The sequence below is a fragment of the Micromonospora haikouensis genome, assembly GCF_000876225.1.
GTDB classification, from domain to species: Bacteria; Actinomycetota; Actinomycetes; order Mycobacteriales; family Micromonosporaceae; genus Micromonospora; species Micromonospora haikouensis.
In genome coordinates this window covers 3,068,755-3,090,770 of record NZ_JXSX01000001.1, presented here as the reverse complement: position 1 = coordinate 3,090,770, position 22,016 = coordinate 3,068,755, and the positions used below count along the sequence as shown (strand labels likewise).

Annotated in this window: 20 protein-coding genes; 13 read left to right on the top strand and 7 right to left on the bottom strand. The window is 72.3% G+C overall.

The features are described 5' to 3' along the window. Window positions 1-49: 49 nt before the first annotated feature. The 5 genes from TK50_RS12855 to TK50_RS12835 are packed head-to-tail and all read left to right on the top strand — an operon-like array spanning window position 50 to window position 4,394. The gene (locus tag TK50_RS12855; protein WP_043962962.1) at window positions 50-1,375 is read left to right on the top strand and encodes an enolase C-terminal domain-like protein; all 1,326 of its coding nucleotides are present in this window, start codon (window positions 50-52) and stop codon (window positions 1,373-1,375) included. Next, on the top strand, window positions 1,372-2,277 hold the full coding sequence (locus tag TK50_RS12850; RefSeq protein ID WP_043964400.1) for an amidohydrolase family protein: 906 nt from the start codon (window positions 1,372-1,374) through the stop codon (window positions 2,275-2,277). The genes TK50_RS12855 and TK50_RS12850 overlap by 4 nt, the downstream gene beginning before the upstream one ends. Window position 2,278: 1 nt before the next feature. Then, the gene (locus tag TK50_RS12845; protein WP_043962960.1) at window positions 2,279-2,614 is read left to right on the top strand and encodes an L-rhamnose mutarotase; all 336 of its coding nucleotides are present in this window, start codon (window positions 2,279-2,281) and stop codon (window positions 2,612-2,614) included. Then, entirely contained in the window at window positions 2,611-3,636 is a 1,026-nt protein-coding gene (locus TK50_RS12840) for a (R,R)-butanediol dehydrogenase (protein WP_043962958.1), read from the top strand. Before TK50_RS12845 ends, TK50_RS12840 begins: the two co-directional genes overlap by 4 nt. Beyond that, window positions 3,633-4,394 carry an SDR family oxidoreductase gene (locus TK50_RS12835; protein ID WP_043962957.1) on the top strand — a complete coding sequence of 254 codons (762 nt, stop codon included), beginning with the start codon at window positions 3,633-3,635 and terminating at the stop codon, window positions 4,392-4,394. The genes TK50_RS12840 and TK50_RS12835 overlap by 4 nt, the downstream gene beginning before the upstream one ends. A gap of 62 nt (window positions 4,395-4,456) precedes the next feature. On the opposite strand, the gene TK50_RS12830 is transcribed toward TK50_RS12835, so the two are convergent. Both TK50_RS12830 and TK50_RS12825 read right to left on the bottom strand, forming a co-directional pair. Next, entirely contained in the window at window positions 4,457-6,538 is a 2,082-nt protein-coding gene (locus tag TK50_RS12830) for a family 43 glycosylhydrolase (protein ID WP_043962955.1), read from the bottom strand. Window positions 6,539-6,794: 256 nt separating this feature from the next. Continuing rightward, window positions 6,795-8,198 carry an RICIN domain-containing protein gene (locus TK50_RS12825; RefSeq protein ID WP_082106275.1) on the bottom strand — a complete coding sequence of 468 codons (1,404 nt, stop codon included), beginning with the start codon at window positions 8,196-8,198 and terminating at the stop codon, window positions 6,795-6,797. Between the two features lie 553 nt (window positions 8,199-8,751). Between TK50_RS12825 and TK50_RS12820 the strand changes: the two genes are divergently transcribed. The 7 genes from TK50_RS12820 to TK50_RS12790 all read left to right on the top strand — a co-directional run bounded on the left by TK50_RS12820 (window position 8,752) and on the right by TK50_RS12790 (window position 15,705). Beyond that, on the top strand, window positions 8,752-10,143 hold the full coding sequence (locus tag TK50_RS12820) for a glycoside hydrolase family 43 protein (protein ID WP_043962953.1): 1,392 nt from the start codon (window positions 8,752-8,754) through the stop codon (window positions 10,141-10,143). 426 nt (window positions 10,144-10,569) lie between these two features. Next, window positions 10,570-11,736 carry a glycosyltransferase gene (locus TK50_RS12815; protein WP_043962952.1) on the top strand — a complete coding sequence of 389 codons (1,167 nt, stop codon included), beginning with the start codon at window positions 10,570-10,572 and terminating at the stop codon, window positions 11,734-11,736. Next, window positions 11,733-13,055 carry an aromatic ring-hydroxylating oxygenase subunit alpha gene (locus tag TK50_RS12810; RefSeq protein ID WP_043962951.1) on the top strand — a complete coding sequence of 441 codons (1,323 nt, stop codon included), beginning with the start codon at window positions 11,733-11,735 and terminating at the stop codon, window positions 13,053-13,055. The genes TK50_RS12815 and TK50_RS12810 overlap by 4 nt, the downstream gene beginning before the upstream one ends. Further along, window positions 13,052-13,564, top strand: coding sequence for an aromatic-ring-hydroxylating dioxygenase subunit beta (locus TK50_RS12805; RefSeq protein WP_043962950.1), 513 nt, complete (start codon window positions 13,052-13,054; stop codon window positions 13,562-13,564). The genes TK50_RS12810 and TK50_RS12805 overlap by 4 nt, the downstream gene beginning before the upstream one ends. A 7-nt stretch (window positions 13,565-13,571) precedes the next feature. Beyond that, window positions 13,572-14,780, top strand: a complete 1,209-nt coding sequence (locus TK50_RS12800; RefSeq protein WP_043962949.1) for an MFS transporter — start codon at window positions 13,572-13,574, stop codon at window positions 14,778-14,780. Between the two features lie 3 nt (window positions 14,781-14,783). Next, window positions 14,784-15,176, top strand: a complete 393-nt coding sequence (locus tag TK50_RS12795; RefSeq protein WP_052503712.1) for a carboxymuconolactone decarboxylase family protein — start codon at window positions 14,784-14,786, stop codon at window positions 15,174-15,176. Continuing rightward, entirely contained in the window at window positions 15,166-15,705 is a 540-nt protein-coding gene (locus TK50_RS12790; RefSeq protein WP_043962948.1) for a hypothetical protein, read from the top strand. Before TK50_RS12795 ends, TK50_RS12790 begins: the two co-directional genes overlap by 11 nt. On the opposite strand, the gene TK50_RS12785 is transcribed toward TK50_RS12790, so the two are convergent. From TK50_RS12785 to TK50_RS12765, 5 genes are all read right to left on the bottom strand, one after another. Then, window positions 15,648-16,304 carry a flavodoxin family protein gene (locus tag TK50_RS12785; RefSeq protein ID WP_043962946.1) on the bottom strand — a complete coding sequence of 219 codons (657 nt, stop codon included), beginning with the start codon at window positions 16,302-16,304 and terminating at the stop codon, window positions 15,648-15,650. The genes TK50_RS12790 and TK50_RS12785 overlap by 58 nt on opposite strands. Before the next feature lie 170 nt (window positions 16,305-16,474). Beyond that, a complete protein-coding gene (locus tag TK50_RS12780) occupies window positions 16,475-17,302 on the bottom strand; it encodes an SDR family NAD(P)-dependent oxidoreductase (protein ID WP_043962944.1) in 828 nt (275 codons plus the stop codon). After that, window positions 17,299-18,141 carry an amidohydrolase family protein gene (locus tag TK50_RS12775; RefSeq protein WP_043962943.1) on the bottom strand — a complete coding sequence of 281 codons (843 nt, stop codon included), beginning with the start codon at window positions 18,139-18,141 and terminating at the stop codon, window positions 17,299-17,301. The genes TK50_RS12780 and TK50_RS12775 overlap by 4 nt, the downstream gene beginning before the upstream one ends. Then, complete coding sequence (locus TK50_RS12770) at window positions 18,138-19,325, bottom strand: mandelate racemase/muconate lactonizing enzyme family protein (protein WP_043962942.1); 1,188 nt, start codon at window positions 19,323-19,325, stop codon at window positions 18,138-18,140. Before TK50_RS12770 ends, TK50_RS12775 begins: the two co-directional genes overlap by 4 nt. Then, complete coding sequence (locus TK50_RS12765) at window positions 19,325-20,704, bottom strand: aspartate aminotransferase family protein (protein ID WP_043962941.1); 1,380 nt, start codon at window positions 20,702-20,704, stop codon at window positions 19,325-19,327. The genes TK50_RS12770 and TK50_RS12765 overlap by 1 nt, the downstream gene beginning before the upstream one ends. Before the next feature lie 237 nt (window positions 20,705-20,941). Here TK50_RS12765 and TK50_RS12760 point away from each other — a divergent pair, with 237 nt between their 5' ends. Continuing rightward, window positions 20,942-21,757 carry an IclR family transcriptional regulator gene (locus TK50_RS12760; RefSeq protein ID WP_043962940.1) on the top strand — a complete coding sequence of 272 codons (816 nt, stop codon included), beginning with the start codon at window positions 20,942-20,944 and terminating at the stop codon, window positions 21,755-21,757. Window positions 21,758-22,016 lie beyond the last annotated feature (259 nt).

The following is a 22,016-nucleotide window of genomic DNA, read 5'->3' as shown; positions in this document are numbered from 1 at the left end:
CCCACGAGCCGGGCACCCCGGCCGACGTTCTATCCCTTCAGGAGTTCAGGTGACTGAGCGCATCACGTCCGTAGCAACCATCGACGTACGATTCCCCACCTCCCGGCACCGCGACGGGTCGGACGCGATGAACCCGTTCCCGGACTACTCCGCGGCGTACGTGATCCTGCGGACCTCGTCGGGCGCCACGGGCTACGGCCTCGTCTTCACGGTGGGCCGCGGCACCGAGATCCAGGTCGCGGCCGTGCAGTCGCTCGCCCCGATGGTGGTCGGCCAGTCGGTCGACGAGCTGACCGCCGACCCGGGCGCGCTGGCCCGCCGGCTCGTCGGCGACAGCCAGATCCGCTGGCTGGGCCCGGAGAAGGGCGTCGTGCACATGGCCGCCGGCGGCCTGGTCAACGCCGTGTGGGACCTCGCCGCCCGGCGGGCGGGCAAGCCGCTGTGGAAGCTGCTCGCCGACCTCACCCCGAAGCAGCTCGTCGCGCAGGTCGACTTCCGCTACCTGCGCGACGCCCTCACCGAGGACGAGGCGCTCACGCTGCTGCGCGAGGCCGACGACGGCCGGGCCGAACGCGAGCGCCGGCTGCTCGCCGAGGGCTACCCGGCGTACACCACGACCCCCGGCTGGCTCGGCTACGACGACGAGAAGCTGGCCCGGCTCTGCGCCGAGGCGGTGCGCGACGGGTACGGGCTGATCAAGCTCAAGGTCGGCGGGAACCTGGCCGACGACGTCCGCCGGATGGGCATCGCCCGGCAGGCCGTCGGGCCGGACGTCCGCATCGCGGTCGACGCCAACCAGATCTGGGGCGTGCCGGACGCGATCCGGTGGATGCGCGAGCTGGCCGCGTTCGACCCGTACTGGATCGAGGAGCCGACGTCGCCGGACGACGTGCTCGGGCACGCCGCCGTGCGCAAGGCCCTCGCCCCGGTGAAGGTGGCCACCGGCGAGCACGTGCACAACGCGGTGATGTTCAAGCAGCTCCTGCAGGCCGACGCCGTCGACGTGGTGCAGATCGACGCGTGCCGGGTCGCCGGGGTCAACGAGAACCTGGCGATCCTGCTGCTCGCCGCGAAGTTCGGGGTGCCGGTCTGCCCGCACGCGGGCGGGGTCGGGCTCTGCGAGCTGGTGCAGCACCTGGCCATGTTCGACTTCGTCGCGCTCAGCGGCAGCACCGACGACCGGTCCATCGAGTACGTCGACCACCTGCACGAGCACTTCGTGGATCCGGTACGCATCAGCGGCGGGCGCTACCTGGCGCCCACCGCGCCCGGGATGAGCGCGGAGATCGTCGCGGCGTCCGTGACCGACTTCCGCTACCCGGACGGGCCGCAGTGGACGCGCCGGCCGGCGGCGGCGGGAGCGCCGACGGCATGATCATCGACGCGCACCACCACCTGTGGCGGCCGGAACGCGGCTACGCGTGGCTCGACGCGCCCGAACTGGCGACCATCCGCCGGCCGTTCACACCGGCGGACATGACCGCCGAGCTCGCCGCGGCCGGCGTCGACGGCACCGTGCTGGTGGAGGGGGGCCGCTGCCACCCCGACGAGGCCGCCGAGTTCCTCGGCTACGCCGCCGACACCGCGCCGATCCTCGCGGTGGTGGCCTGGCTCGACGTCGCGGCCGGCGACGTGGCCGCCACCGTCGAGCGCTACCGCGGGCTGCGGGGCGGCGACTACCTGGCCGGGGTGCGCTCGCAGGTGCAGGGCGAGGCCGACCCCGACTACCTCGACCGGCCCGACGTGCGACGCGGGCTCGCCGAGCTCGCCGCCGCCGGGCTCGTGTTCGACCTGGTAATCCGCGCCGACCAGCTGCCGGCGGCGGCCCGGGCGGCCCGGGCGCTGCCGCAGCTGCGGTTCGTGCTCGACCACCTCGGCAAGCCCCGGATCGACGAGGGCGGGGCGGGGCTGCGCCGCTGGCGCGGGCCGCTGTCCGACCTGGCCGCCTGCCCCAACGTCACCGCCAAGCTGTCCGGCCTGGTCACCGAAGCCGGGCCCGACTGGACGCCGGACGACCTGCGCCCGTTCGTCGAGGTGGCGGTCGAGGAGTTCGGACCGCAGCGGCTGATGTTCGGCTCCGACTGGCCGGTCTGCCTGCTCCGGTCGGACTACGCCGGCGTGGCCCGGGCGTTGGCGGCGGCGCTGCCCCCGCTGTCGGCCGCGGAGCGGCACGAGATCCTCGCCGGCACCGCCGTGCGCGCCTACGACCTGGCGCGGCGGGTCGCGCAGCTCCCCCCGGCGCCGGCCGGGGAGCCACACCCCACCGGAAAGGCATGACGTGCGACGCTACGGCTGGGTGATCCGGCTGCGACCGGACCACCGCGACACCTACCTGCGGCTGCACGCCGCCGTCTGGCCCGGCGTCGAACAGACGCTACGCGAGGCGAACATCCGCAACTACAGCATCTTCCTGCACCGGGACCTGCTGTTCGGCTACTACGAGTACGTCGGCGAGGACCACGACGCGGACCAGCGCCGCATCGCCGAGGACCCGCAGACGCGGGAGTGGTGGAAACTGACCGATCCGTGCCAGGAGTCGCTCGCCGAGCCCGGCTCGGGGCACTGGTGGGCCCCGATGCACGAGGTCTGGCACCTGACCGAGGAGGCGTCGTGAACCGCAGCGCGCAGTACGTCGGCGACAACACCTTCGTGGTCGCCGAGGCCGACCCCGTGCCGCCCGGCCCCGGCGAGGTGCGCATCGACGTCGCGTACACCGGCATCTGCGGCACGGACCTGCACGTCGCGCACGGCGCGATGGACCGGCGGGTCCGGGTGCCCGCGGTGATCGGCCACGAGATGGCCGGCCGCATCGCCGAGGTCGGCGCGGGCGTCGAGGGCCACCGGGTCGGTGACCCGGTGACCGTCATGCCGCTGGACTGGTGCGGCGAGTGTCCGGCCTGCCGGGCCGGCCACAGCCACATCTGTCACCGGCTCAACTTCGTCGGCATCGACTCGCCCGGTTCGATGCAGCGTTCCTGGACGGTGCCCGCGCGGCTGCTGGTGCCGCTGCCCGCGGACCTGCCCCTGACCCACGCCGCGCTGGTCGAGCCGACCGCGGTCGCCGTGCACGACGTGCGGCGCTCCCGGCTCGCCGCCGGCGAACACGCGGTGGTCATCGGCGCCGGCCCGGTCGGGCTGCTCATCGGCACGGTCGCCAGGGCGGTCGGTGCCGAGGTGACGGTGCTCGAACTCGACCCGCACCGCCGCGAGCTCGCCGCCGAACTCGGGCTGAGCACCCTGGATCCGGCGGCGGTCGACGTCGTGCGGCACGTCCACGAGGTGACCGGCGGGGCCGGCGCCGCCGTGGTGTTCGAGGTGTCCGGCTCCGCCGCCGGGGTCCGCACCGCGACCGACCTGCTCGCCGTACGCGGGCGGTTGGTGGTCGTGGCGATCCACCCCAACCCGCCGGCGGTGGACCTGCACCGCGTCTTCTGGCGCGAGCTGGAGCTGATCGGCGTGCGGGTGTACGAGCGCGACGACTACGCCGAGGCCGTCCGGCTGGTGCACGGCGGGCAGGTGCCCGCCGAGCGGCTCATCACCCGGATCGTGCCGTTGACCGAGGTGGCCGAGGCGTTCCGGGCGCTCGCCGCCGGCGGCGAGGTGAAGGTCCTCGTGGACTGTGGAGGTGCGGCGTGAACCCGTTCGACCTGAGCGGCCGGCTGGCCGTGGTGACCGGCTGCCGGCGCGGGATCGGCCTGGCCATGGCGGAGGCCCTGGCCGCGGCCGGAGCGGACATCGTCGGCGTCAGCGCGGCGTTGGAGGAGTCCGGCAGCGAGGTCGGCCGGCGGGTGGCGGCCCAGGGCCGGTCGTTCGAGGCGTACCGGACGGACCTGTCCGACCGCGTCGCCGTCCGCGCGCTCGCCGAGCGGCTCGGGCAGCTGCCCAGACCGGTCGACATCCTGGTCAACAACGCCGGCACGATCCGCCGCGCCCCCGCGGCCGAGCACTCCGAGCACGACTGGGACCACGTGCTGGAGGTCAACCTGTCCGCCCCGTTCCTGCTCGCCCGGGAGGTCGGCCGGGAGATGGTCCGGCGCGGCACCGGGAAGATCATCTTCACGGCGTCGATGCTCAGTTTCCAGGGCGGCGTGACGGTGCCGGGCTACGCGGCGGCGAAGTCGGCGATCGCCGGCCTGACCCGGGCGCTGGCCAACGAGTGGGCCCCGCACGGGGTCAACGTCAACGCGATCGCGCCGGGCTACATCGACACCGACAACACCCGGGCGCTGCGCGAGCAGCCGGAGCGCAACCGGGCGATCCTGGAGCGGATCCCGGCCGGTCGGTGGGGTCGGCCCGACGACCTCGCCGGGGCCACCGTCTTCCTCGCCTCCGACGCGGCGGCGTACGTCAACGGGGCCGTCATCCCGGTCGACGGGGGCTGGCTCGCGCGCTGAGTTGCCGAGGGCCGCAAGGCCGTGGTGCCGGGCCGGGGGCGTCGCCCCCGGCCCGGCGTCTGTCACGGGGTGGTCAGGTCGAACCGGCGGACGGTGACCGCGCCGCCGAGCGCCTGGGTGGCGTAGTTGAAGATCGCGAAGCGGTAGCCCATGAAGAACTGCCAGGCGTTGTTCAACGTCAGCGCGTTGCCCAGCGGGACGAAGTTCACCCCGTCGGTGCTGTAGGAGAAGGACGCCTGCCGTCCGCTGCCCGGCCTGATGTCGGCCTTGGCCCGCAACCAGATCCGGCCGCCGCTGACCGCCGCGCTGGCGATCTCGGTGCCGGTGCTGGTGGTCCGCCAACTGCTGTCCATGGTCAGGCCGTTGGTCATCACCACCCGGGTGGCCCCGTTGTCCCGGCGTACGCCGATCCAGGCCGAGGAGTCGCGGAGCATGGCCAGCCCGGAGCGGTCGCCGTCGCGCATGGTCGAGTAGTCCAGCTCGATGGTGGCCGTGGAGGTGGGCCCCTGGATGCGCCGGGTCGCGGTGTTACGGGCGCTGTAGAGGTCGTTGGTGACGGTGGCCGTCTGCAACCGCAGGCCGCTGCCGGCCGACCACTTCGTGTTGTCCGGGTTGTGGTTCCACTCCCAGTGCGGGCTCAGCGTCGTGCTGGTGAAGGTGTCCGCGCCGGTCATCGGCGCGACCGGCCGGGCCGGCAGCGGCGACGGGTAGCTGCTGCCCCAGGCGCCGTTGACGGTCTGGATCTGCGGCCAGCCGTCGGCCGTCCAGGTGATCGGCGCGAGCGCCGGCACCCGGCCACCCGGGTACGCGTCGACGAACGCCATGTAGTACCACTGGCCGTTCTGGGTCTGCACCAGGCCGCCCTGGTGCGGCACGCCGCCGCCGGAGATCGGGCCGGGCATGTTCAGCAGCACCTGGCGCGTCTCGTACGGGCCCCAGGGGCTGGTCGAGCGCAGGATGTACTGCCCGTTGGCCGGCTTGGTGACGAAGATGTAGTAGTAGCCGTTGCGCTTGTAGAACCGCGAGCCCTCCAGCGTGCCGATGTTCGACGGCGTGGTGTACACCTGCTGCGTGCGCACCTGGCTCAGGCCGTCCGCCGACAGCTGCGCCACGTGCAGGGTGCTGTTGCCGTACGCGACGTACATCGTGTCGTTGTCGTCGACGAGCAGACCCGCGTCGTAGTAGCAGTTGTTGATCTCGGAGCGCTTCTGCCAGGTGCCGCTGACCGAGGTCGACGTGTACACGTACGACTTGTTGAAGTCGATGCAGCCGATCCAGTAGAACGTGCCGTTGCTGGCGCGGTAGTTGAGCGTCGACGCCCAGATGCCGTTGACGTAGGCCCGGGAGGTGGAGCTGGGCAGGTCGTACTTGCTGCCGAAGTCCAGCCGGGGCACCGAGTGACCGGCGAACTCCCAGTTGACCAGGTCGTACGAGCGCAGCACGGGCGCGCCCGGGGAGTAGTGCATGGTGGACGAGGAGAGGTAGTAGGCGTCACCGACGCGGATGATGTCGACGTCGGCGAAGTCCTGCCACAGGACCGGGTTGGTGTAGCTGGAGCCGCCGGGGGTGCCGGGGTCGCCGACGCGGACGAGCTGCCACTGCTGGTTGTTGCCGCCCCAGTCGGCGTACTGCACCACGTTGCCGCCGTCGGCGGTCGAGGCGTTCTGGATCTCCACGGCCTTGTTGGAGTGCCGGGCGATCAACCGCACGTACCCGTCCGCGGAGTCGGCCAGGCGGAACTGCTGGTTGGTGCCGTTGACGTCCGACCACTGCACCACCGCCGCGCCATCGGCCGCCGACACGCCGGAGACGTCCAGCACCTTGCCCGAGTGCCGCGACTTCAGCCGGTAGTAGCCGCCGCCGGAGTCCACGAACTGCCACTGCTGCCAGGCGCCGTCGTTGCGCGTCCACTGGGTGATCCGCGCCCCGTCGTTGGTCGCCTGGTTGTACAGGTCCAACGCCTTGCCGCTGTTGCGGTTCACCAACACGTACGACGCGGTGGTGTCCACCGTCGCGGCCACGGCCGCCGACGGCACCACCGCGACGATCCCGGCGCCGAGCAGCATCGCCAGCATGGCGGCGGCGACTCGGGGCAACCGGCCACGCCGTCGCGCGCCCGGCACGACCTGTTCGATGAGTGCCATGTCCCTCCTTCGTGGACGGTCGACGGACGGCCAAGGCCGCCGACACCAACTCCTGTTAGCGCTCACATCGAGCACATTGACTGTGGGCGATAACACTCCGGACGTCAAGCCGTAACATTCGCCGGGCCCCCGGTCGACGGGGCGTGGGAACGCGCACACCGCGAGCCCACCGACGACGGCCACGGCCGGTGCCCGCCCGGCGGTCGGCATGACCCGCCGGGCGGCCCGTCACGGCCCGTTCACTGCAACGGCCCGGTCACTGGAACTGCGTGATGAAGCTCCACGCCGTCGCGGGGACCCAGGTCCGGGGTCCGCTGTCGCCGGGTGCGCCGTCCTGGGGCGCGGCGATGTGCCCGCCGTCGAAGGCGGCCCAGACCACCGGGTACCCCGAGCGGCAGCCGGAGTAGGTGGTGACGACGTGGGTCAGGCTGCCCGCCGACGGCTCGCGGGGCGACTGCGGGGTGCAGCCGTTGTTGGCGACGAAGCGGTCGCGCAGGGCACGCCCGCTGGCGGGGTTGTCACCGATGCCGTGCACGCCCAGGTACGCGACGGGCTGGGTGCCGCCGCTGCAGCCGCTGAGCGTGCCCGGGGAGGACTGCACCACGACCGCGCGGAAGATGTTCGGGCGGGAGCAGGCCAGGGAGAAGCTCATCGCGCCGCCGTAGCTGAACCCGATGGAGAAGCGCTGGCGCGGGTTGACGCAGAGCGCCCCCTCGATCCGGCTGAGCATGTTGTCGACGAAGGTGACGTCCTCGCCGCCGGCGTTGGCCCAACCGTTGTCGATGCCCTGCGGGGCGACGAAGATCGTGGAGTTGTTCGCCAGCCGCTGGAGCCCGTAGTAGGACCAGGTGTTGCGGTCCACGGTCTGACCGGTGTCCACGTCGACCGCCGTGCCGCCCCACCAGTGGAACCCGAAGACCAGTCGGTACGGGGTGCTCTGGTGGTAGTTGGCCGGGATCCGCAGGATGAAGGTGCGGTTCTTGCCGCCGCTGGAGATGGTGTGCGTGCCGCTGGCGATGCCCGGCGCCTTGCCGCAGCCGGCGGTGCCGTTGCCCGGCGGTGGCGTGGTCGGCGTGGTGCCGCCGTTGACGCGGACGAGCTGCCACTGCTGGTTCGACCCGTTCCAGTCGGCGTACTGGACGACGTTCGCGCCGTCGGCGGTCGAGGCGTTCTGGATCTCCACGGCCTTGTTGGAGTGCCGGGCGATCAACCGCACGTACCCGTCCGCGGAGTCGGCCAGGCGGAACTGCTGGTTGGTGCCGTTGACGTCCGACCACTGCACCACCGCCGCGCCATCGGCCGTCGACGCGCCGGAGACGTCCAGCACCTTGCCCGAGTGCCGCGACTTCAGCCGGTAGTAGCCGCCGCCGGAGTCCACGAACTGCCACTGCTGCTGGTTGCCGTCGTTACGCGTCCACTGGGTGATCCGCGCCCCGTCGTTCGTGGCGAGGTTGTACAGGTCCAACGCCTTGCCGCTGTTGCGGTTGAGCAGCACGTACCAGGCGCCGGTGTCCACGGTCGCCGCGGCGGCCGGTGTCGAGTTCACCGCGACGACCGCGCCGCCCACCAGCACTGTCGCCGCGGCCGCGGCCGTGACCCGGGCCAGCCACCCGCGTCGTCGGAACGACGCGGGTGACAGGAGCCCTGCGAGAGCAACCATGTTTCCTCCAATGACGACGGTCGGACCGATCGGTCCCGGGCGGGCACGCCACGCCGAGGCGCGACCGCCGAGACCAGCTGATTGAGGGCGCTCACCAGGGCAAATGCGTGCCCCGGCCAGAGCGACATCCTGAGTCGAGGCACAACGACCGGCCGCCCTCGGGCCGCCTCCCGGCACCTCGCCTATCGACTGTGAGCGATAACATGATGTTCGTCAAGTCGTCACCGCCGACACCGGGGCGCTCCGGCGTCCAGGGCTGCGAGCAGCGGTGATGCGCGACAGCGCCGCGCAGCCTTGCGGCGACGTTACGGCCACGTTATGTTATCGATAACATCCAGACCGATGCATGGATGTGCGACACGCGTCTGCCCTCAAGCCCGGGTCACGGCACCGATCCGAGGCCCGGTCCGACGACGCCCAGTGCCTGGTGGCGCCGTCGGATCCCCCGCTCGGCCAGGTCCGCACCCGGCAACGGGCCCGGCACGAGCACCGGGGGCCACCCCTTCGTCCCGAGTCCATCCCGCGACGCTGCGACCAGAAAGGCCGACACACCATGGCGTTGACCCGACGGCAGTTCACCCTGGGGGCGCTCGCCTCCACCGCGCTCACCACGACCGGGCTGTCGCTCGGCGCGCGGCCAGCCCTGGCGGCCACCTACACGGCCTACGCCATGACCTACTTCACCGAGTCGCCGAGCTTCACCGGGGCCAACTACGGCCTGCACGTCGCCGTGAGCCGGGACGGCCTCAACTGGACCCCGCTCAACCAGAACAACCCCGTGGTCACCCCGACCGCCGGCGACCTCGGCCTGCGCGACCCGTACATCCACCGCAAGCAGGACGGCACGTTCGTGGTGGTCGCCACCGACCTCTACGGCACCAACTTCGGGCGCAACAGCCAGTACCTGCACGTGTACGACTCGACGGACCTGACGAGCTTCACCGGCTACCGGCGGATCCAGATGCACACCTACAGCAACGTGCACACCTGGGCCCCGACGGTGTTCTGGGACGCCGGGCGCGGCCAGTACGCCATCGTCTACTCCGCCAACACCAGCACGGACCTGTTCCTGGTGAACTACACCTCCGACTTCCGCACCGTGAGCGCGCCGCAGACCTACTTCAGCCCGGGCTTCCCCATCCTCGACGCGGACATCCGGGTCAGCGGCGGGGTCACGTACCTGTTCTACAAGAACCTCTCGAACGGCAACCTGTACGGCGCCCGTTCCAGCACCGGCGCCCCCAACAGCTTCACCACCTACACCAGCGGCCTGCGGCAGGGCAACGCCATCGAGGGGGCGCACCTGGTCCCGCGCAACGACGGCGGCGCCTGGTGGCTGTGGGGGGACTCGTTCTCCCCGGTCAACAACGACATGTACATGTGGTCCACCAGCAACGTCGGTGGCAACTCGTGGTCGGTCATGAACCAGCGCGACTACACGCCGCCGCTGAACTGCAAGCACGGCTCGATCACCGGCATCACCGACGCCGAGTACAACGCCGCCGTCAGCCGCTGGGGCGCCCCGAACTGGGTCCGGCTGAAGTCCTCCAACCTGCCCGACTACTTCGTCCGGCACTCCAACGGCGCGGTCCGCATCGACCCGTATCCCTTCGACCCGTACCAGGACCAGATGTGGCGGATGGTGCCCGGCCTCGCCGACTCCTCCGCGGTGTCGTTCGAGTCGGTGAACCGCCCGGGCAACTACCTGCGGCACAGCGGCTACGTGGCGCGGCTCGCCGCCAACGACAACACCTCGACGTTCCGGGCCGACGCGACCTTCTACCGCACCGCCGGGCTGGCCGACAGCTCCTGGTCGTCGTTCCGCTCCTACAACTTCCCCGACCGCTACCTGCGGCACAGCAACTACGTGCTGCGCATCGACCCCCTCAGCGCGGGCTCGTCGGAGGCGGACCGCCAGAGCGCCACCTTCCGGGTCACGTCCTAGCGACGCCGGGTCCCCCGCCGCCGCGCCGACCCCGTCCCGGCGCGGCGGCCCGACCCGCGACACACCGCGACACCCGCGACACGCACAGGCATTGACATCGATTGCACATCCCGGCAGGCTTTGTGAAACCGTCTGCGGGCAGGCGGCGAACCGGGTTGTTCGAGTTGTGCCGAGTAACGTCAATCGATGTTCCCCTCAGCGATGAGGGAAATGCGTAACACCTCGTAGTAGTACCTGGACGTCGACGGTCCCTTTCGCCTGCCGGGCGTCTTCTCGCCTGTCCGGGGGCAGAGTTCTGCCGTTCGTGCGTCGCCGTCCCGACTCGTTGCCGAAGCCAGGGGGTGTCGCGGTCGTGGCTGCGCCGATTCGTCCGGAGCCAGATCCCGGGTCGACCTGGTCGTCATCTCTCGATGGATCGGAGATCTGATGCGCGTCGCCCTGCTCACCACGACTCAGCACGGCCATCTGAACCCGTATGTTCCGGTGGTCAACGCGCTCCACGCTGCTGGCAGTGAGGTCGCGCTGTTGCTGTTGTCCGCCGACGGCGGCGCGCTCGACGAGCAGCGCCGCCAGGCACTGGGCAAGGCACAGGTCCACGGGGTCGGGCAGGTCGAGATGGCGCCGTGGAGCGGCGACCCGGCCAGGATCGGCCCGATGCTCCGGTCGTCGCCGGTGGCGGACCAGACCGCCGAGGCGATCCGGGCCGCCGAACCGGACTTCGTGCTCGTCGACTCGCTGCCGGTCACGGCGTCGGCCATGGTCGGCGCGCACGTGTCCGGCGTGCCGTACGGGATGATCTGGGCCAACCTGGGCGGCGTGTGCCCGGCCGAGCACCGGCGGGGCCGCTGGCCCTACGACGAGCAGGTCGGCGCCTATCTGACCGGGCACGGGGTGGGGTGGTCGACCCGGACCCACTCCGCGCGGTCGCCGATCCTCAACCTGATGCCGACGATTCCCGCCCTCGTCGGGGCGGACGCGGTGACCGACGACGGTGTGCAGCTTGTCGGACTGCCGGGCGCGGCGGGCGCGCGCGGGGACGAGGTCGCCTTCGCGGGCCTGGACCGGCTCGACCCCGAGCGCCCGGTGGTGTACGTCTCCTTCGGCACGATCTTCTACCGGCGGCCGGACCTGCTGCGCACGGTGATCCTCGGGGCGGCCGCGACCGGCGCCCAGGTGATCGCCGCGGTGGGCGACCTCGCCGCGGAGCTGGCGCTGCCCGACGACGTGCTCACCGCCCCCTACCTGCCGCAACGTGAGGTGCTCGAACGCGCCGACGTGTTCGTCACCCACGGCGGCTACAACTCGGTGGCGGAGTCGGTCCGGGCGGCGACGCCGATGCTGGTGATCCCGCTGGCGGTGGACCAGCCCATCCAGGCGCACTTCGTGGGCAGCGCGGGCTTCGGCACGGCGTTGCAGCCGGCCGACGTCACCGGGCAGGCGGTCGCCGCCGCGGTCGCCGACCTGCTCGATCCCGCCCGGGACTACCGGGCCCGGCTGCGCGCCGCGCAGCCGGAGTGCGGCGACTCCGCCGCACGCACGGCCGAGCTGGTCGTCGGCACGGTCGAGACGCTGCAGCGGCAGGGGGCGCGGTGACCATCGAACTGCAGCGGCCGGTCGGCGACCCGATCGTGCTCGACGATCCCGGGCGCCACTCGTTCCGGGTGGACCGCCGCGCCTACACCGACGAGGACCTGGCCGCCCGGGAGCTGACCCGCATCTTCGACCGGTGCTGGCTGTACGTCGGGCACGAGTCGGAGGTGCCCGGGCCGGGCTCGTACGTGGCCCGCGACGTCGGCGGGCGTCCGGTGGTCATGGCGCGCGGGTCCGACGGGGTGATCCGGGTGTTCGCCAACAGTTGCACCCACCGTGGAGCCCTGATCTGCTCGCAGCCGGCCGGGCAGGTCAGATCGTTCCGGTGCCCGTACCACGACTGGACGTTCTCCAATCAGGGCGACCTGGTCGGGGTCCCGATCCCGGACGGATACGGGCCGGGTTTCCGGAAGGCGGACTTCGGCCTCGCGCGGCACCGCAGTGACACCTACCGCGGTTTCGTGTTCGTCACTTACGATCCGCAGCAGCCGCTCACCCTGACCGAATACCTGGCGGGTGCGACGGAATACCTCGACCTCGTCGACGACCAGTCCGAGGTGGGGATGGAGGTGATCCGCGGCGCGCAACTGCACGGGGCCCAGGCCAACTGGAAGCTCATGATGGAGAACAGCGTCGACATCTACCATTTCCGGGCCCTGCACAAGCGGTACGTCAGCTACATGGAGTCGCTCGGGTCGGTGCCACCCCGACGGCGGGGCGGCTTCGGCCGCGCCCTCGGCCTGGGTCACGGCGCCAACGAGCTGCCGCCGGCGGCGGCCCGGCCGCTCGCCTACTGGACGCCGATGTTCGGCACCGAGGTCCGGCCCCGGATCGAGGCGACGGCCGCACGCTTCGTCGACCGGTTCGGCCCCGAACGCGCCCAGCGGATCACCGGCACCAACCGCGCGCTGCTCGTCTTCCCCAACCTGATGATCATCGACGCGATCGCGATCACCATCCGCAAGATCGACCCGGTCGGCGCCGGCCGGATGGCCATCACCTCGGTCGCCCTGGCCCCCAAGGACGAGGATCCGGACATCCGGGAACTCCGCAAGAGCCACTACCTCACGTTCCTCGGCCCCGCCGGCTTCGCCACCCCCGACGACATCGAGATCATCGAGTCGTGCCAGCGGGGCTACCTCAACCGCACGGTCCGCTACTCCGACCTGTCCCGGGGCATGAACAAGGAGGTCCCGGAGACGACCGACGAGCTTCCCGCCCGCGAGTTCTGGCGGCAGTGGGACCGGCTGATGCACGGCGACGACGGCCACCACGTCGAGGTTGCCCACCCCGGCGGCGCACATGGGACGGGACCACGATGACCATCGAGCTGAGCGTCGACGAGGCGGCCCAGGTCCGGCTGTGGCACCGGGTGAGCCAGTTCCTGTTCCGCGAGGCGCGCCTGCTCGACGAGTGGCGCCTGCGCGAGTGGTACGACGAGATGCTGACCGACGACGTCCGCTACGCGGTGCCGGCCACCGACGTCCGAGACGGGACGACCGACGCCCTCGGGCTCGTCGACGACGACGCCGCCCGGCTGCGCCAGCGCATCGAACAGCTCCTCAACGACGAGGTGTGGTGCGAGAACCCCCGGTCGCGGACGAACCGGATGATCGGCAACGTGGAGATCCTGGCCGACCGGGGCACCCACCTCGACGTGGCGGCGAACGCCGTCGTGCACCGGTTCGGGCACGGGCGCTCCGACGCCTACGTCGGGAAGTACCGGTTCGAGCTGGTCGTGGCGGGCGAGTCGTTCCGGGTCCGGCGACGGGTCGTGGTGCTCGACCACGAGACGTTGTACGAGCACGGCAAGCTCAGCATCATCCTGTGACCGGGCAGTGACGGCGGCCGGCACCGGCAACGCCCCACCCGTTGCCACCGCCCAGCCGGATCTCCCCCGCGAGGTCTACGTCCTCAGTGTCGTCGGTGGCTGCGTCATGCTCGGCCTGGGGCTGGTGCTGCCGGTGCTCCCGGTGTACGCGGCGACGTTCGGGGCGGGGCCCACCCGGATCGGCGTGCTCGTCGCCCTGTTCGCGTTGCTGCGGCTGGCCGCCAGCCCGTTCTGCGGCCGGCTCGGCGCCCGGTTCGGGGAACGGCGGGTCCTCGTCGGCGGCCTGCTGCTGTGCGCGGTCTCCTCGGCCCTCACCGCGTTCGCCTCGTCCTACGGGCAGCTGCTCGTGTTCCGGGGTCTCGGCGGCGTCGGTTCGGTGCTGTTCTCGGTGTCCGCCCTGGCGACGCTCCTGGCGGTCGCGCCGGCCGACCGGCGGGGCCGGGCCAGCGCCGTGTTCGAGGCGGGCTTCCTGCTCGGCGGGGTCTGCGGACCGGCGCTGGGCGGGCTCCTCGCCCTCGTCGACCTGTCCACGCCGTTCCTGGCGTACGCCGTGCTGTTGCTGGCCGCCGCGGCGCTGACCCTGGCGGTGCTCCGCACCGGCCGCACCGCCGGCGCGGAGCCCGGCCGGGAGGCGGTCGGGCTGCCGGTCCTGTTGCGGGACCGCCGCTACGTGGCGGCGTGCCTCGCGGCGCTGGCGCAGGGCTGGGTCCTGTTCGGGCTGCGCGGCGCGCTGGTGCCCACGGTGGTGGTGGCCTGGCGGCACGACGTGACGTGGGTCGGGTGGGCGTTCACGACGTCCGCCGTCGTCCAGGCGCTGCTGATCGTGCCGGCGGGCCGGGTCGTGGACCGCGCCGGCCGCCGGCCCGCCATGGTCGCCGGCACCGGGGTGGCCGCGTCGGCGGTCGCCGCCCTGGCGTTCGTGGACAGCTACGCCTGGCTCGTCGTGCTGCTCTGTGTGTACGCGGCGGGTTCGGCGCTGCTCAACGCCGCGCCGGCCGCGCTGATCGGGGACGTCGTCGCGGGCCGCGCCGGCAGTGGCGTCGCTGTCTTCTCGATGTGCACCGACGTCGGCGCCGTGGTCGGGCCGGTCGTGGTCGGCCTCGTCGCCGAGCGGGTGGGCGTGCCGGCCGCCTTCGGCAGCGGCGCGGCGCTCCTGGCCGCCGCCTTCGTGGCGGCGTGGACGTTGCCAACTGTTCGGCCAATGCGAAGGAGTTGATCGATGAGCCAGCCGGATGTCCGCCACGAGCAGGGCGTGGCGATGTTCCAGCAGGTCTTCGGCCGCGAACCGCGCCCGGGGTCCTACCCGGAGTTCCTGCGGATCACCGTCGACCACCTGTTCGGCGAGATCTGGACCCGCCCGCACCTCAGCGTCGAGGAGCGCGAACTGGTGGCGCTGACCGCGGTGGCGCTGGCCCGGACCGACTGGGAGCTGCGCGGCCACATCGGCGCCGCCCTGCACCTCGGGATGTCGCGGGAGAAGATCGTCGAGGTCATCATCCAGCTCGCCTACTACGGTGGCTGGCCGGTGGCCAACAACGGGCTGCGCGTCGCCCAGGAGGTCTTCGCCGAGCTGGACGCCGCCGCGGGCAAGGACGCGGACCGTGACCGGTGAACCGTCCCCCCTCGACCCGGCCGAGAAGGTAGACCTGTGGCGTCAGCGGTTCTTCGAGGCCCAGGCCGCCGCGGAGGAGTTCATCCTGGGCGAGCACGGCGAGGAGGGCCTCGCCGCGTGGATCCAGGCGAACTCCCGGATCACCGCGGAGCTGCTGCGGGCCCAACGGCCCGCCGGGGTGTCCGCCACCGACCACTTCATGGCCCGGCTGCGCAACCAGCTGATGCTGTACGACTCGGCGGTCAGCAGCGAGCCCCAGCCCTCGGGCACCGTCCTGCGCAACGCCGACTGCGGGATCCTGCGGTACCGCAAGCGGGCCGCCCGCGCCGGCGTCGTGCTGACGTTCTCGTCGCCGTGCGCGTACTGCCAGGAACTCAACACCGCCATCGCCGCCCGCTACGTGGAGCCGGACGTCACGGTGACCTGTGACCAGGCGGGCGACGGGTGCACCTGGCGCGCGGAGTCCTCTCCTCACGCACCGGCGGGGGACGCGGCCGGATCGCCGCAGCGGGGACGGGCCGGCGTGTGAACCACCGGCAGGGCCGTGCGGTCGGAGGCCGGCGACCGGCTGTTGTCGAGCGTCATGCCGAGTTGCCGGCCCACGGCCACGCACAGGTCGATCGCCGCGGTGCGGGTCAGGTCCTGGTGCTCGTTCTGGGTGACGCACGCCGACGCCACGTTCCTGTTCCGTAGGCGCAGATACCACGGGAACAGCGCGCCCAGCGCGGGCTCGGTCAGCATCGTGCGCGAGTGGACGATCGTGCCCACCAGCAGGTTGCCGAACGGGCGGTGCCGGGCGTTCATGAAGCTCTTCAGGCGTTCCTGGAAGATCTTCAGCACGGCCGGCACGTTCCCCGCGTACACCGGCATGGCGAGCAGCATCGCCTGCGCGCCCTCGGCCAGGTCGACGACGTGCGCGAAGTCGTCGTCGAGGGTGCACCGGCCCACCTCGGGATCGAGGCAGGTGTCCTCGCCCTCGCACATCGCGATGCGGTGGTCGATCAGCCGGATCCGTTGGATCTGCGCGTCGCCGACCTCCCGGACGACACCGGTGATCGCCGCTTCGAGCAGCGCGTCGGTCACCGACGGCAGACGTTTCTGCGTGCAGGACAACGCGACGATCTTCATTCGAGGGGCCTCCCCTGTCCGCTCGGCGCCAACCCGGGGCCGGCCACCTGACGAAGCCCCGTGGCCGTCACGCGGAGGCAGCCTCAACCTACCGACAGTGGGGCACCGCCGGAAGCGGTCGCACCGCTTGCGCTCCCGGCCCGGGACACCACGGCGGGACCGGTCGCGGGTCAGAGGCTGCTGCGGTAGGGCGGCATGAACCGCAGCCGGGGCATCTGGTCGGCGAGCACTCCGCCGTCGACGACCAGGTGGGTGCCGTTGATGTAGCGGCCGGCGGCGGAGGCCAGCAGCAGCAGCGCGCCGACGCAGTCGGCCGGCGTGCCGTAGCCGCCGCGCAGCGGGATCCGCTCCGCCCAGGCGGCCTCGAACGCCTGGCGGTCCAGGGGGAACTCGCCGTCGATCGGGGTGGCGATCATGCCGGGGGCGATCGTGTTGGCGGTGATGCCGTGCGGCCCCAGCTCGGCGGCGAGCGACCGGGTGAGCAGCTCGACGGCGGCCTTGGAGGCGTTGTAGTGGGCCAGCCCGGCCTCGGCCATCAGCCCGTTCTTGGAGGAGACGTTGACGATCCGGCCCGCCACGCCGTCGGCGATCATGTGTTCGGCGGCGCGCTGGGCGAGGAAGAAGACGGCGTCCACGTTGACCCGCATCACCTCGCGCCAGGCGGCGACGGTGATCTCGTTGAAGTGCTCCAGCCGGGCCACGCCCGCGTTGTTGACCAGGACGTGCACCGGGCCGCGGTCGCGGCGTACCCCGTCGAACCAGGCCGCGATCGCCTCGGTGTCGGCGAGGTCGAAGGGGTACGGGTGGCAGGCGCGGCCCTGCTCGGTCACCGCGGCCACGACCGGGTCGAGGTCGACACCGGGCCGGTCGACCACCACCACGTCGGCACCGGCCGAGGCGAGGCCGGCGGCGAACGCGGCGCCGAGCCCGCGCGCGGCGCCGGTCACCACGGCCAGCCGGCCGGACAGGTCGAAGGAGGGCGGTACGCAGGAGGTCATGCCAACCCCAGCAGGTCGAGGGACGGGCGGTGGATCAGCCGCTCGATCTGATCGGTGTCGAGCGGGTCGAGGCCGGGGATGCCGGGCACCCGTCCCACCGCCCGCAGCCCCTCGATCGAGGCGTCGACGGTGGTGAAGGGGTAGTCGCTGCCGAACATGAGCTTGTGCCACACGCCGTAGTCCTGCACGAGCCGCAGGCTGTGCCAGAGCTGGAAGGGGCGGTAGTGCAGCGCGGACACGTCGGCGTAGACGTGCCGGTGCTTGCGGACGACCGCGATGCACTCCCCCTCGTACGGGTGGCCGAGGTGGGCGAGCACCATGCGCAGCTCGGGGTGGCGGATGGCCACCTCGTCGAGGTGCACCGGAAGCGCGTACCGCAGCGGCGCCGTGGAGACGAACGTGGTGCCGGTGTGCACCAGCAGCGGCAGCCCGTGCCGTTCGGCGTAGGCGTACAGGTCGTCGTAGGCGGGGTCGGCGGGGTCGAACCCGGCGTACATCGGCATCAGCTTGATGCCGCGCAGGCCCAGGTCGCGGTGCCCGTGCTCCAGCTCGTCGCGCCAGCCGGGCTGGGTGGGGTCCAGGGCGAGGTAGCCGACGAGCCGGTCCGGCCGGGCGGCCACGTACGCGGCCACCGCCGCGTCGTCGACCCACAGCCCGGACCGGCGGGCCTTGCCGCCGACGACGACGGTGCGGGTGTCCGCCGGTGCGGTGGCCGCGTACTGCGACCACCGCACCGTCAGGTCGACCTCGCCGCCGTGGGCCCGCGCCGCCTCGGCGGCGAACGGGTCGCCGACGTGGTCGGGGCAGTCGAACAGGTGCGAGTGCACGTCGACGATCATCGGCGGTCCCGCTTCTCCCACCCCTCGGCGAACATGTTCCAGAAGCCGTGGCTCGGCGGGTGCTCGGCGAACACCTCGTCCACCAGCTCGATGCCGAGGCCGGGCGCGGTGGGCAGGTCGATGTGCCCGTCGACCACCGGCAGGGCGCCCCGTACGGCGTCGAAGACGTAGTCCTCCAGCAGCCCGTCGAAGGTCTCCAGGATCTTGAAGTTCGGCATCCCGAGGACGGCGTGCACGGAGGCGGTGGTGCACAGCGGCGAGTTGGAGTTGTGCGGGGCGACCACCATGGCGTGCTGGTCGGCGATGGCGGCGAGCTTGCGCACCTCGGTGAAGCCGCCGGCCATGGAGAGGTCGGGCTGGATGATGTCGACGGCGTCGGTGGCGAACAGCCGGGCGTACTCGTAGCGGTTGTGGAAGTGCTCGCCGCCGGAGATCGGCATGGTGGCCCGGGCGCGCAGCTCGGCGTACCGCTCGATGTGGGTCCACGGCAGCGGCTCCTCGAACCAGCCGAGGTCGAACGGCTCCAGCTCCCGCACCAGCCGGGCGGCGGTGTGCATGGCGAAGCGGGCGTGGCCCTCGACGTACAGCTCGATCTCTGGCCCGACGGCGGCGCGGACGGCGGCGACGATGTCGATCGAGCGGCGCAGCTCGGCCCGGGACAGCTCGCCGAGGCCGGCGCCGAACGGGTCGAACTTCAGCGCCGTGTACCCCTTGGCGACGGTGGCCCGCGCCCGCTCGGCGAACGCGGCGGGCTCCCGGTCGCCGGTGTACCAGCCGTTGGCGTAGACCCGGACGCGGTCGCGGCAGGCGCCGCCGGTGAGCCGGTACGCGGGCACCCCGAGGGCCTTGCCCATCAGGTCGTAGAGGGCCTGGTCGACGCCGGAGACGACGATCCCGCCGACGTCGCCGCCGCGCAGGAAGTCGCCCTGGTACATGCGCAGCCAGATCTCCTCGACGTCGAACGGGTCGGCGCCGATCAGGTGCCGCCCGGCCATCGCCTCGGCGAGCTGGCAGGTCTCCCGGGCCCGGTACGGGTGGGTGATCTCGCCGACGCCGGTCAGCCCGGCGTCGGTGTGCACCCGCACGTAGGAGAAGTCGCGCCAGGCGGTGCCGAGGGTGAGGGTCTCCACCCGGCTGATCCGCCCGGCCGGCCCGACCGGCCGGGTGTTGTCGACGGTGAGCATCAGCGGCCCTCCCCGCCGGCGACCGCGCCGCCCATGGTGGCGGTGCCGGCCAGCTCGGTCGTCCCCCCGGAGGCGAGGGTGTCGCGCACGGCCGCCCGGGTGGCCTCGACGAGGTGGTCGATGTCGGCGTCGGTGTGCGCGTAGGAGATGTGGTTGCGCTTGAGGTTCAGCGGCAGCTCGAAGATGCCGTGCTCGGGCATCCGCCGACGGTAGCCGATGAACATGCCGGCATCGTTGCGCAGCAGGTCGTCGTAGCTGCGGGGTGCCGGGCCCGGCATGAAGTAGGTCACGAACACGGAGCCGTGCCCGGTGACCACGGCGGGGACGCCGAGGTCGGCGAGGGCCTCGGCGATGCCGGCGCGGGCCCGCTCGCCGAGGCGGTAGACGTGCTCGTGCACGGGCTCGGCGCGCAGCTTGCCGAGGGTGGCGAGGGCGGCGGCGACCACCGCCGGGTGGCCGTTGTAGGTGCCGGCGAAGAAGGCGGGCGCGCCCGGACGGGTGCTGAACAGGTCCATCAGGTCGGCGCGGCCGCCCAGGGCGCCGATCGGGTAGCCGTTGGCGATGGCCTTGCCGAGGGTGGTCAGGTCGGGGGTGACGCCGCTGATCCGCTGCCAGCCGCCCAGGTCGTGCCGGAAACCGGTGATCACCTCGTCGAAGACCAGGACGCTGCCGGCGCGGGTGCACTCGTCGCGCAGCGCCTGCAGGAACTCCTGGTCGGGCAGGAGGCAGCCGACGTTGTGCGGCACCGGCTCGACGATGACGGCGGCGATGTCGTCGCCGTGCGCGGCGAAGGCGGCCCGGACGGCGGCCACGTCGTTGAAGCGCAGCACGAGGGTGGCGTCGAGGACCTCCGGCAGGATGCCCGTGGAGATCGGGTCGGGCACGCCGACCCGGTCGGGGGCGGAGATCACGTTGAGGCTGACCGAGTCGTGCCAGCCGTGGTAGCAGCCCTGGAACTTGACCACCAGGCGTCGGCCGGTGGCGGCGCGGGCGACCCGCAGGGCGTGGAAGGTGGCCTCGCTGCCGGTGCTGGTGAGCAGCACCTTCTCGATGCTCGGGACCAGCTCGGCGAGGGTCTCGGCGAGTTGGATCTCGCCGTGGGTGACGGCCACCCCGCACAGGTCGACCCGCGTGCCGGCCTCGGCGACGGCGGCGTTGACGTCCGGGTCGTTGTGGCCGAGCAGGGGCGGCCCGAAGGCCGCGTGGTAGTCGGTGTACTGGCGTCCGTCGGCGTCCCAGAAGCGCGCGCCGGAGGCGCGGGCGATCACCATCTCGGTGAGGCCCGGGATGCTGCGCTGCCCGCTGTTGACGCCGCCGGGGATGACCCGGCGCGCCCGCTCGGCGAGGGTGACGCCGGACGGGGCCGATCGTGAATTCACACCTTCTCCTCATCGGTGCGGCGCGGCGACCCAGCCCGGTCGCGGCGCCGCGGTTTGTCCGCCGCGGGAGGAACCTAGCAAAACTTCGAACAGTGTTCGGCTATACCAAACGATGTTCGGCATACTAGGCAGGCTAAATCGCGAAGGTCAACAGCGAGGGGCCCGATTTCCGAACGGGTTTGTTACGCTGTTCGGCCTTGGCGAACAGCTTCGGCTTCCCTGCCCGAAAAGAGGACCATGACCACCACCGAAGACGGCGACAGCTCCCGCTACCTGGTCCGCAGCGTCAGCCGCGCGGCCGAGGTGCTGGAGGCGCTCTCCGCCACCGCGCCGGGCGAGGGGCTGAGCGTCACCGACGTCGCCCGCGCCTGCGGCCTGTCCAAGAGCGCCGCGTTCGCCACCCTGCACACGCTGTGCCACCACGGCCTGGCCGCCGACGACGGCGAGGGGATGAACCGCCGCTACCGGCTCGGCATGGCCCTGGCCCGCCTCGGCGTCCGCGCCCAGGAGCAGCTGTCGCTGCGCGACATCGCCCGCCCGGTGCTGACCGCGCTGACCCGCGACACCGGGCTCAGCTCCCGGCTGGCCGTCCCCGAGGGCGCCCACGCGGTCGTCATCGACCAGGTCAGCAACGGCGAGCGCATCCAGATCGAGCTGCGGATGGGCACCCGCGAGCTGCCGCACTGCACCGGGCTGGGCAAGGCGTTGCTGGCCGAGATGACCCCGGCGCAGGTGGCCGAGCTGATCGGCCGGGTCGGGCTGCCCCGGCGCACCGACCACACCATCACCGACCTGGACTCGCTCGTGGCCCACCTGCACGACGTCCGCAAGGCCGGGTACGCCCTCGACGACGAGGAGGACGCCGAGGGGGTGTTCTGCATCGGCAGCGCCCTGCGCGACCACAGCGGCGGGTGCTGCGGCGCGATCAGCGTGACCGGGCTGAAGCTCGGCCTGCCCAGCTGGCGCTACCAGGAGCTGGGCCGGCAGGTGCGCCAGGCCGCCGAGGCCATCTCCGTCCGCCTCGGCCACGTCCCGGCGGAGCAGACCCCTTGACAGCCGGTTCACCTGCTGTTTAACGTTCCCGCCAACGTCACGGCCCCGGTCGTGGCAGGTCGCGGCCCTCGGCCGCGACCGTCTCGGGCGAACAGCTGACTCCCGTCGCGCCGCAGCCCCGGCGCCGGGCGTTCCGGTCAGCAGCTCCGCCGCCTGCGCGCCTCGCGCGTTTGCCCGACCTTCCCCCGCCCTGCGTACGCCCCGTGGCGCCCGCAGGCCCCCAGCACCGCCGCCCGGCGCCCCGCCGGACGGCTGGACC

Coding starts and splice junctions, on each gene's coding strand:
- TK50_RS12850 (WP_043964400.1), top strand. CDS start 1,372: ATGATCATCGACGCGCACCACCACCTGTGGCGGCCGGAACGCGGCTAC.
- TK50_RS12830 (WP_043962955.1), bottom strand. CDS start 6,538: ATGGCACTCATCGAACAGGTCGTGCCGGGCGCGCGACGGCGTGGCCGG.
- TK50_RS12825 (WP_082106275.1), bottom strand. CDS start 8,198: ATGGTTGCTCTCGCAGGGCTCCTGTCACCCGCGTCGTTCCGACGACGC.
- TK50_RS12820 (WP_043962953.1), top strand. CDS start 8,752: ATGGCGTTGACCCGACGGCAGTTCACCCTGGGGGCGCTCGCCTCCACC.
- TK50_RS12815 (WP_043962952.1), top strand. CDS start 10,570: ATGCGCGTCGCCCTGCTCACCACGACTCAGCACGGCCATCTGAACCCG.
- TK50_RS12805 (WP_043962950.1), top strand. CDS start 13,052: ATGACCATCGAGCTGAGCGTCGACGAGGCGGCCCAGGTCCGGCTGTGG.
- TK50_RS12795 (WP_052503712.1), top strand. CDS start 14,784: ATGAGCCAGCCGGATGTCCGCCACGAGCAGGGCGTGGCGATGTTCCAG.
- TK50_RS12785 (WP_043962946.1), bottom strand. CDS start 16,304: ATGAAGATCGTCGCGTTGTCCTGCACGCAGAAACGTCTGCCGTCGGTG.
- TK50_RS12780 (WP_043962944.1), bottom strand. CDS start 17,302: ATGACCTCCTGCGTACCGCCCTCCTTCGACCTGTCCGGCCGGCTGGCC.
- TK50_RS12775 (WP_043962943.1), bottom strand. CDS start 18,141: ATGATCGTCGACGTGCACTCGCACCTGTTCGACTGCCCCGACCACGTC.
- TK50_RS12770 (WP_043962942.1), bottom strand. CDS start 19,325: ATGCTCACCGTCGACAACACCCGGCCGGTCGGGCCGGCCGGGCGGATC.
- TK50_RS12760 (WP_043962940.1), top strand. CDS start 20,942: ATGACCACCACCGAAGACGGCGACAGCTCCCGCTACCTGGTCCGCAGC.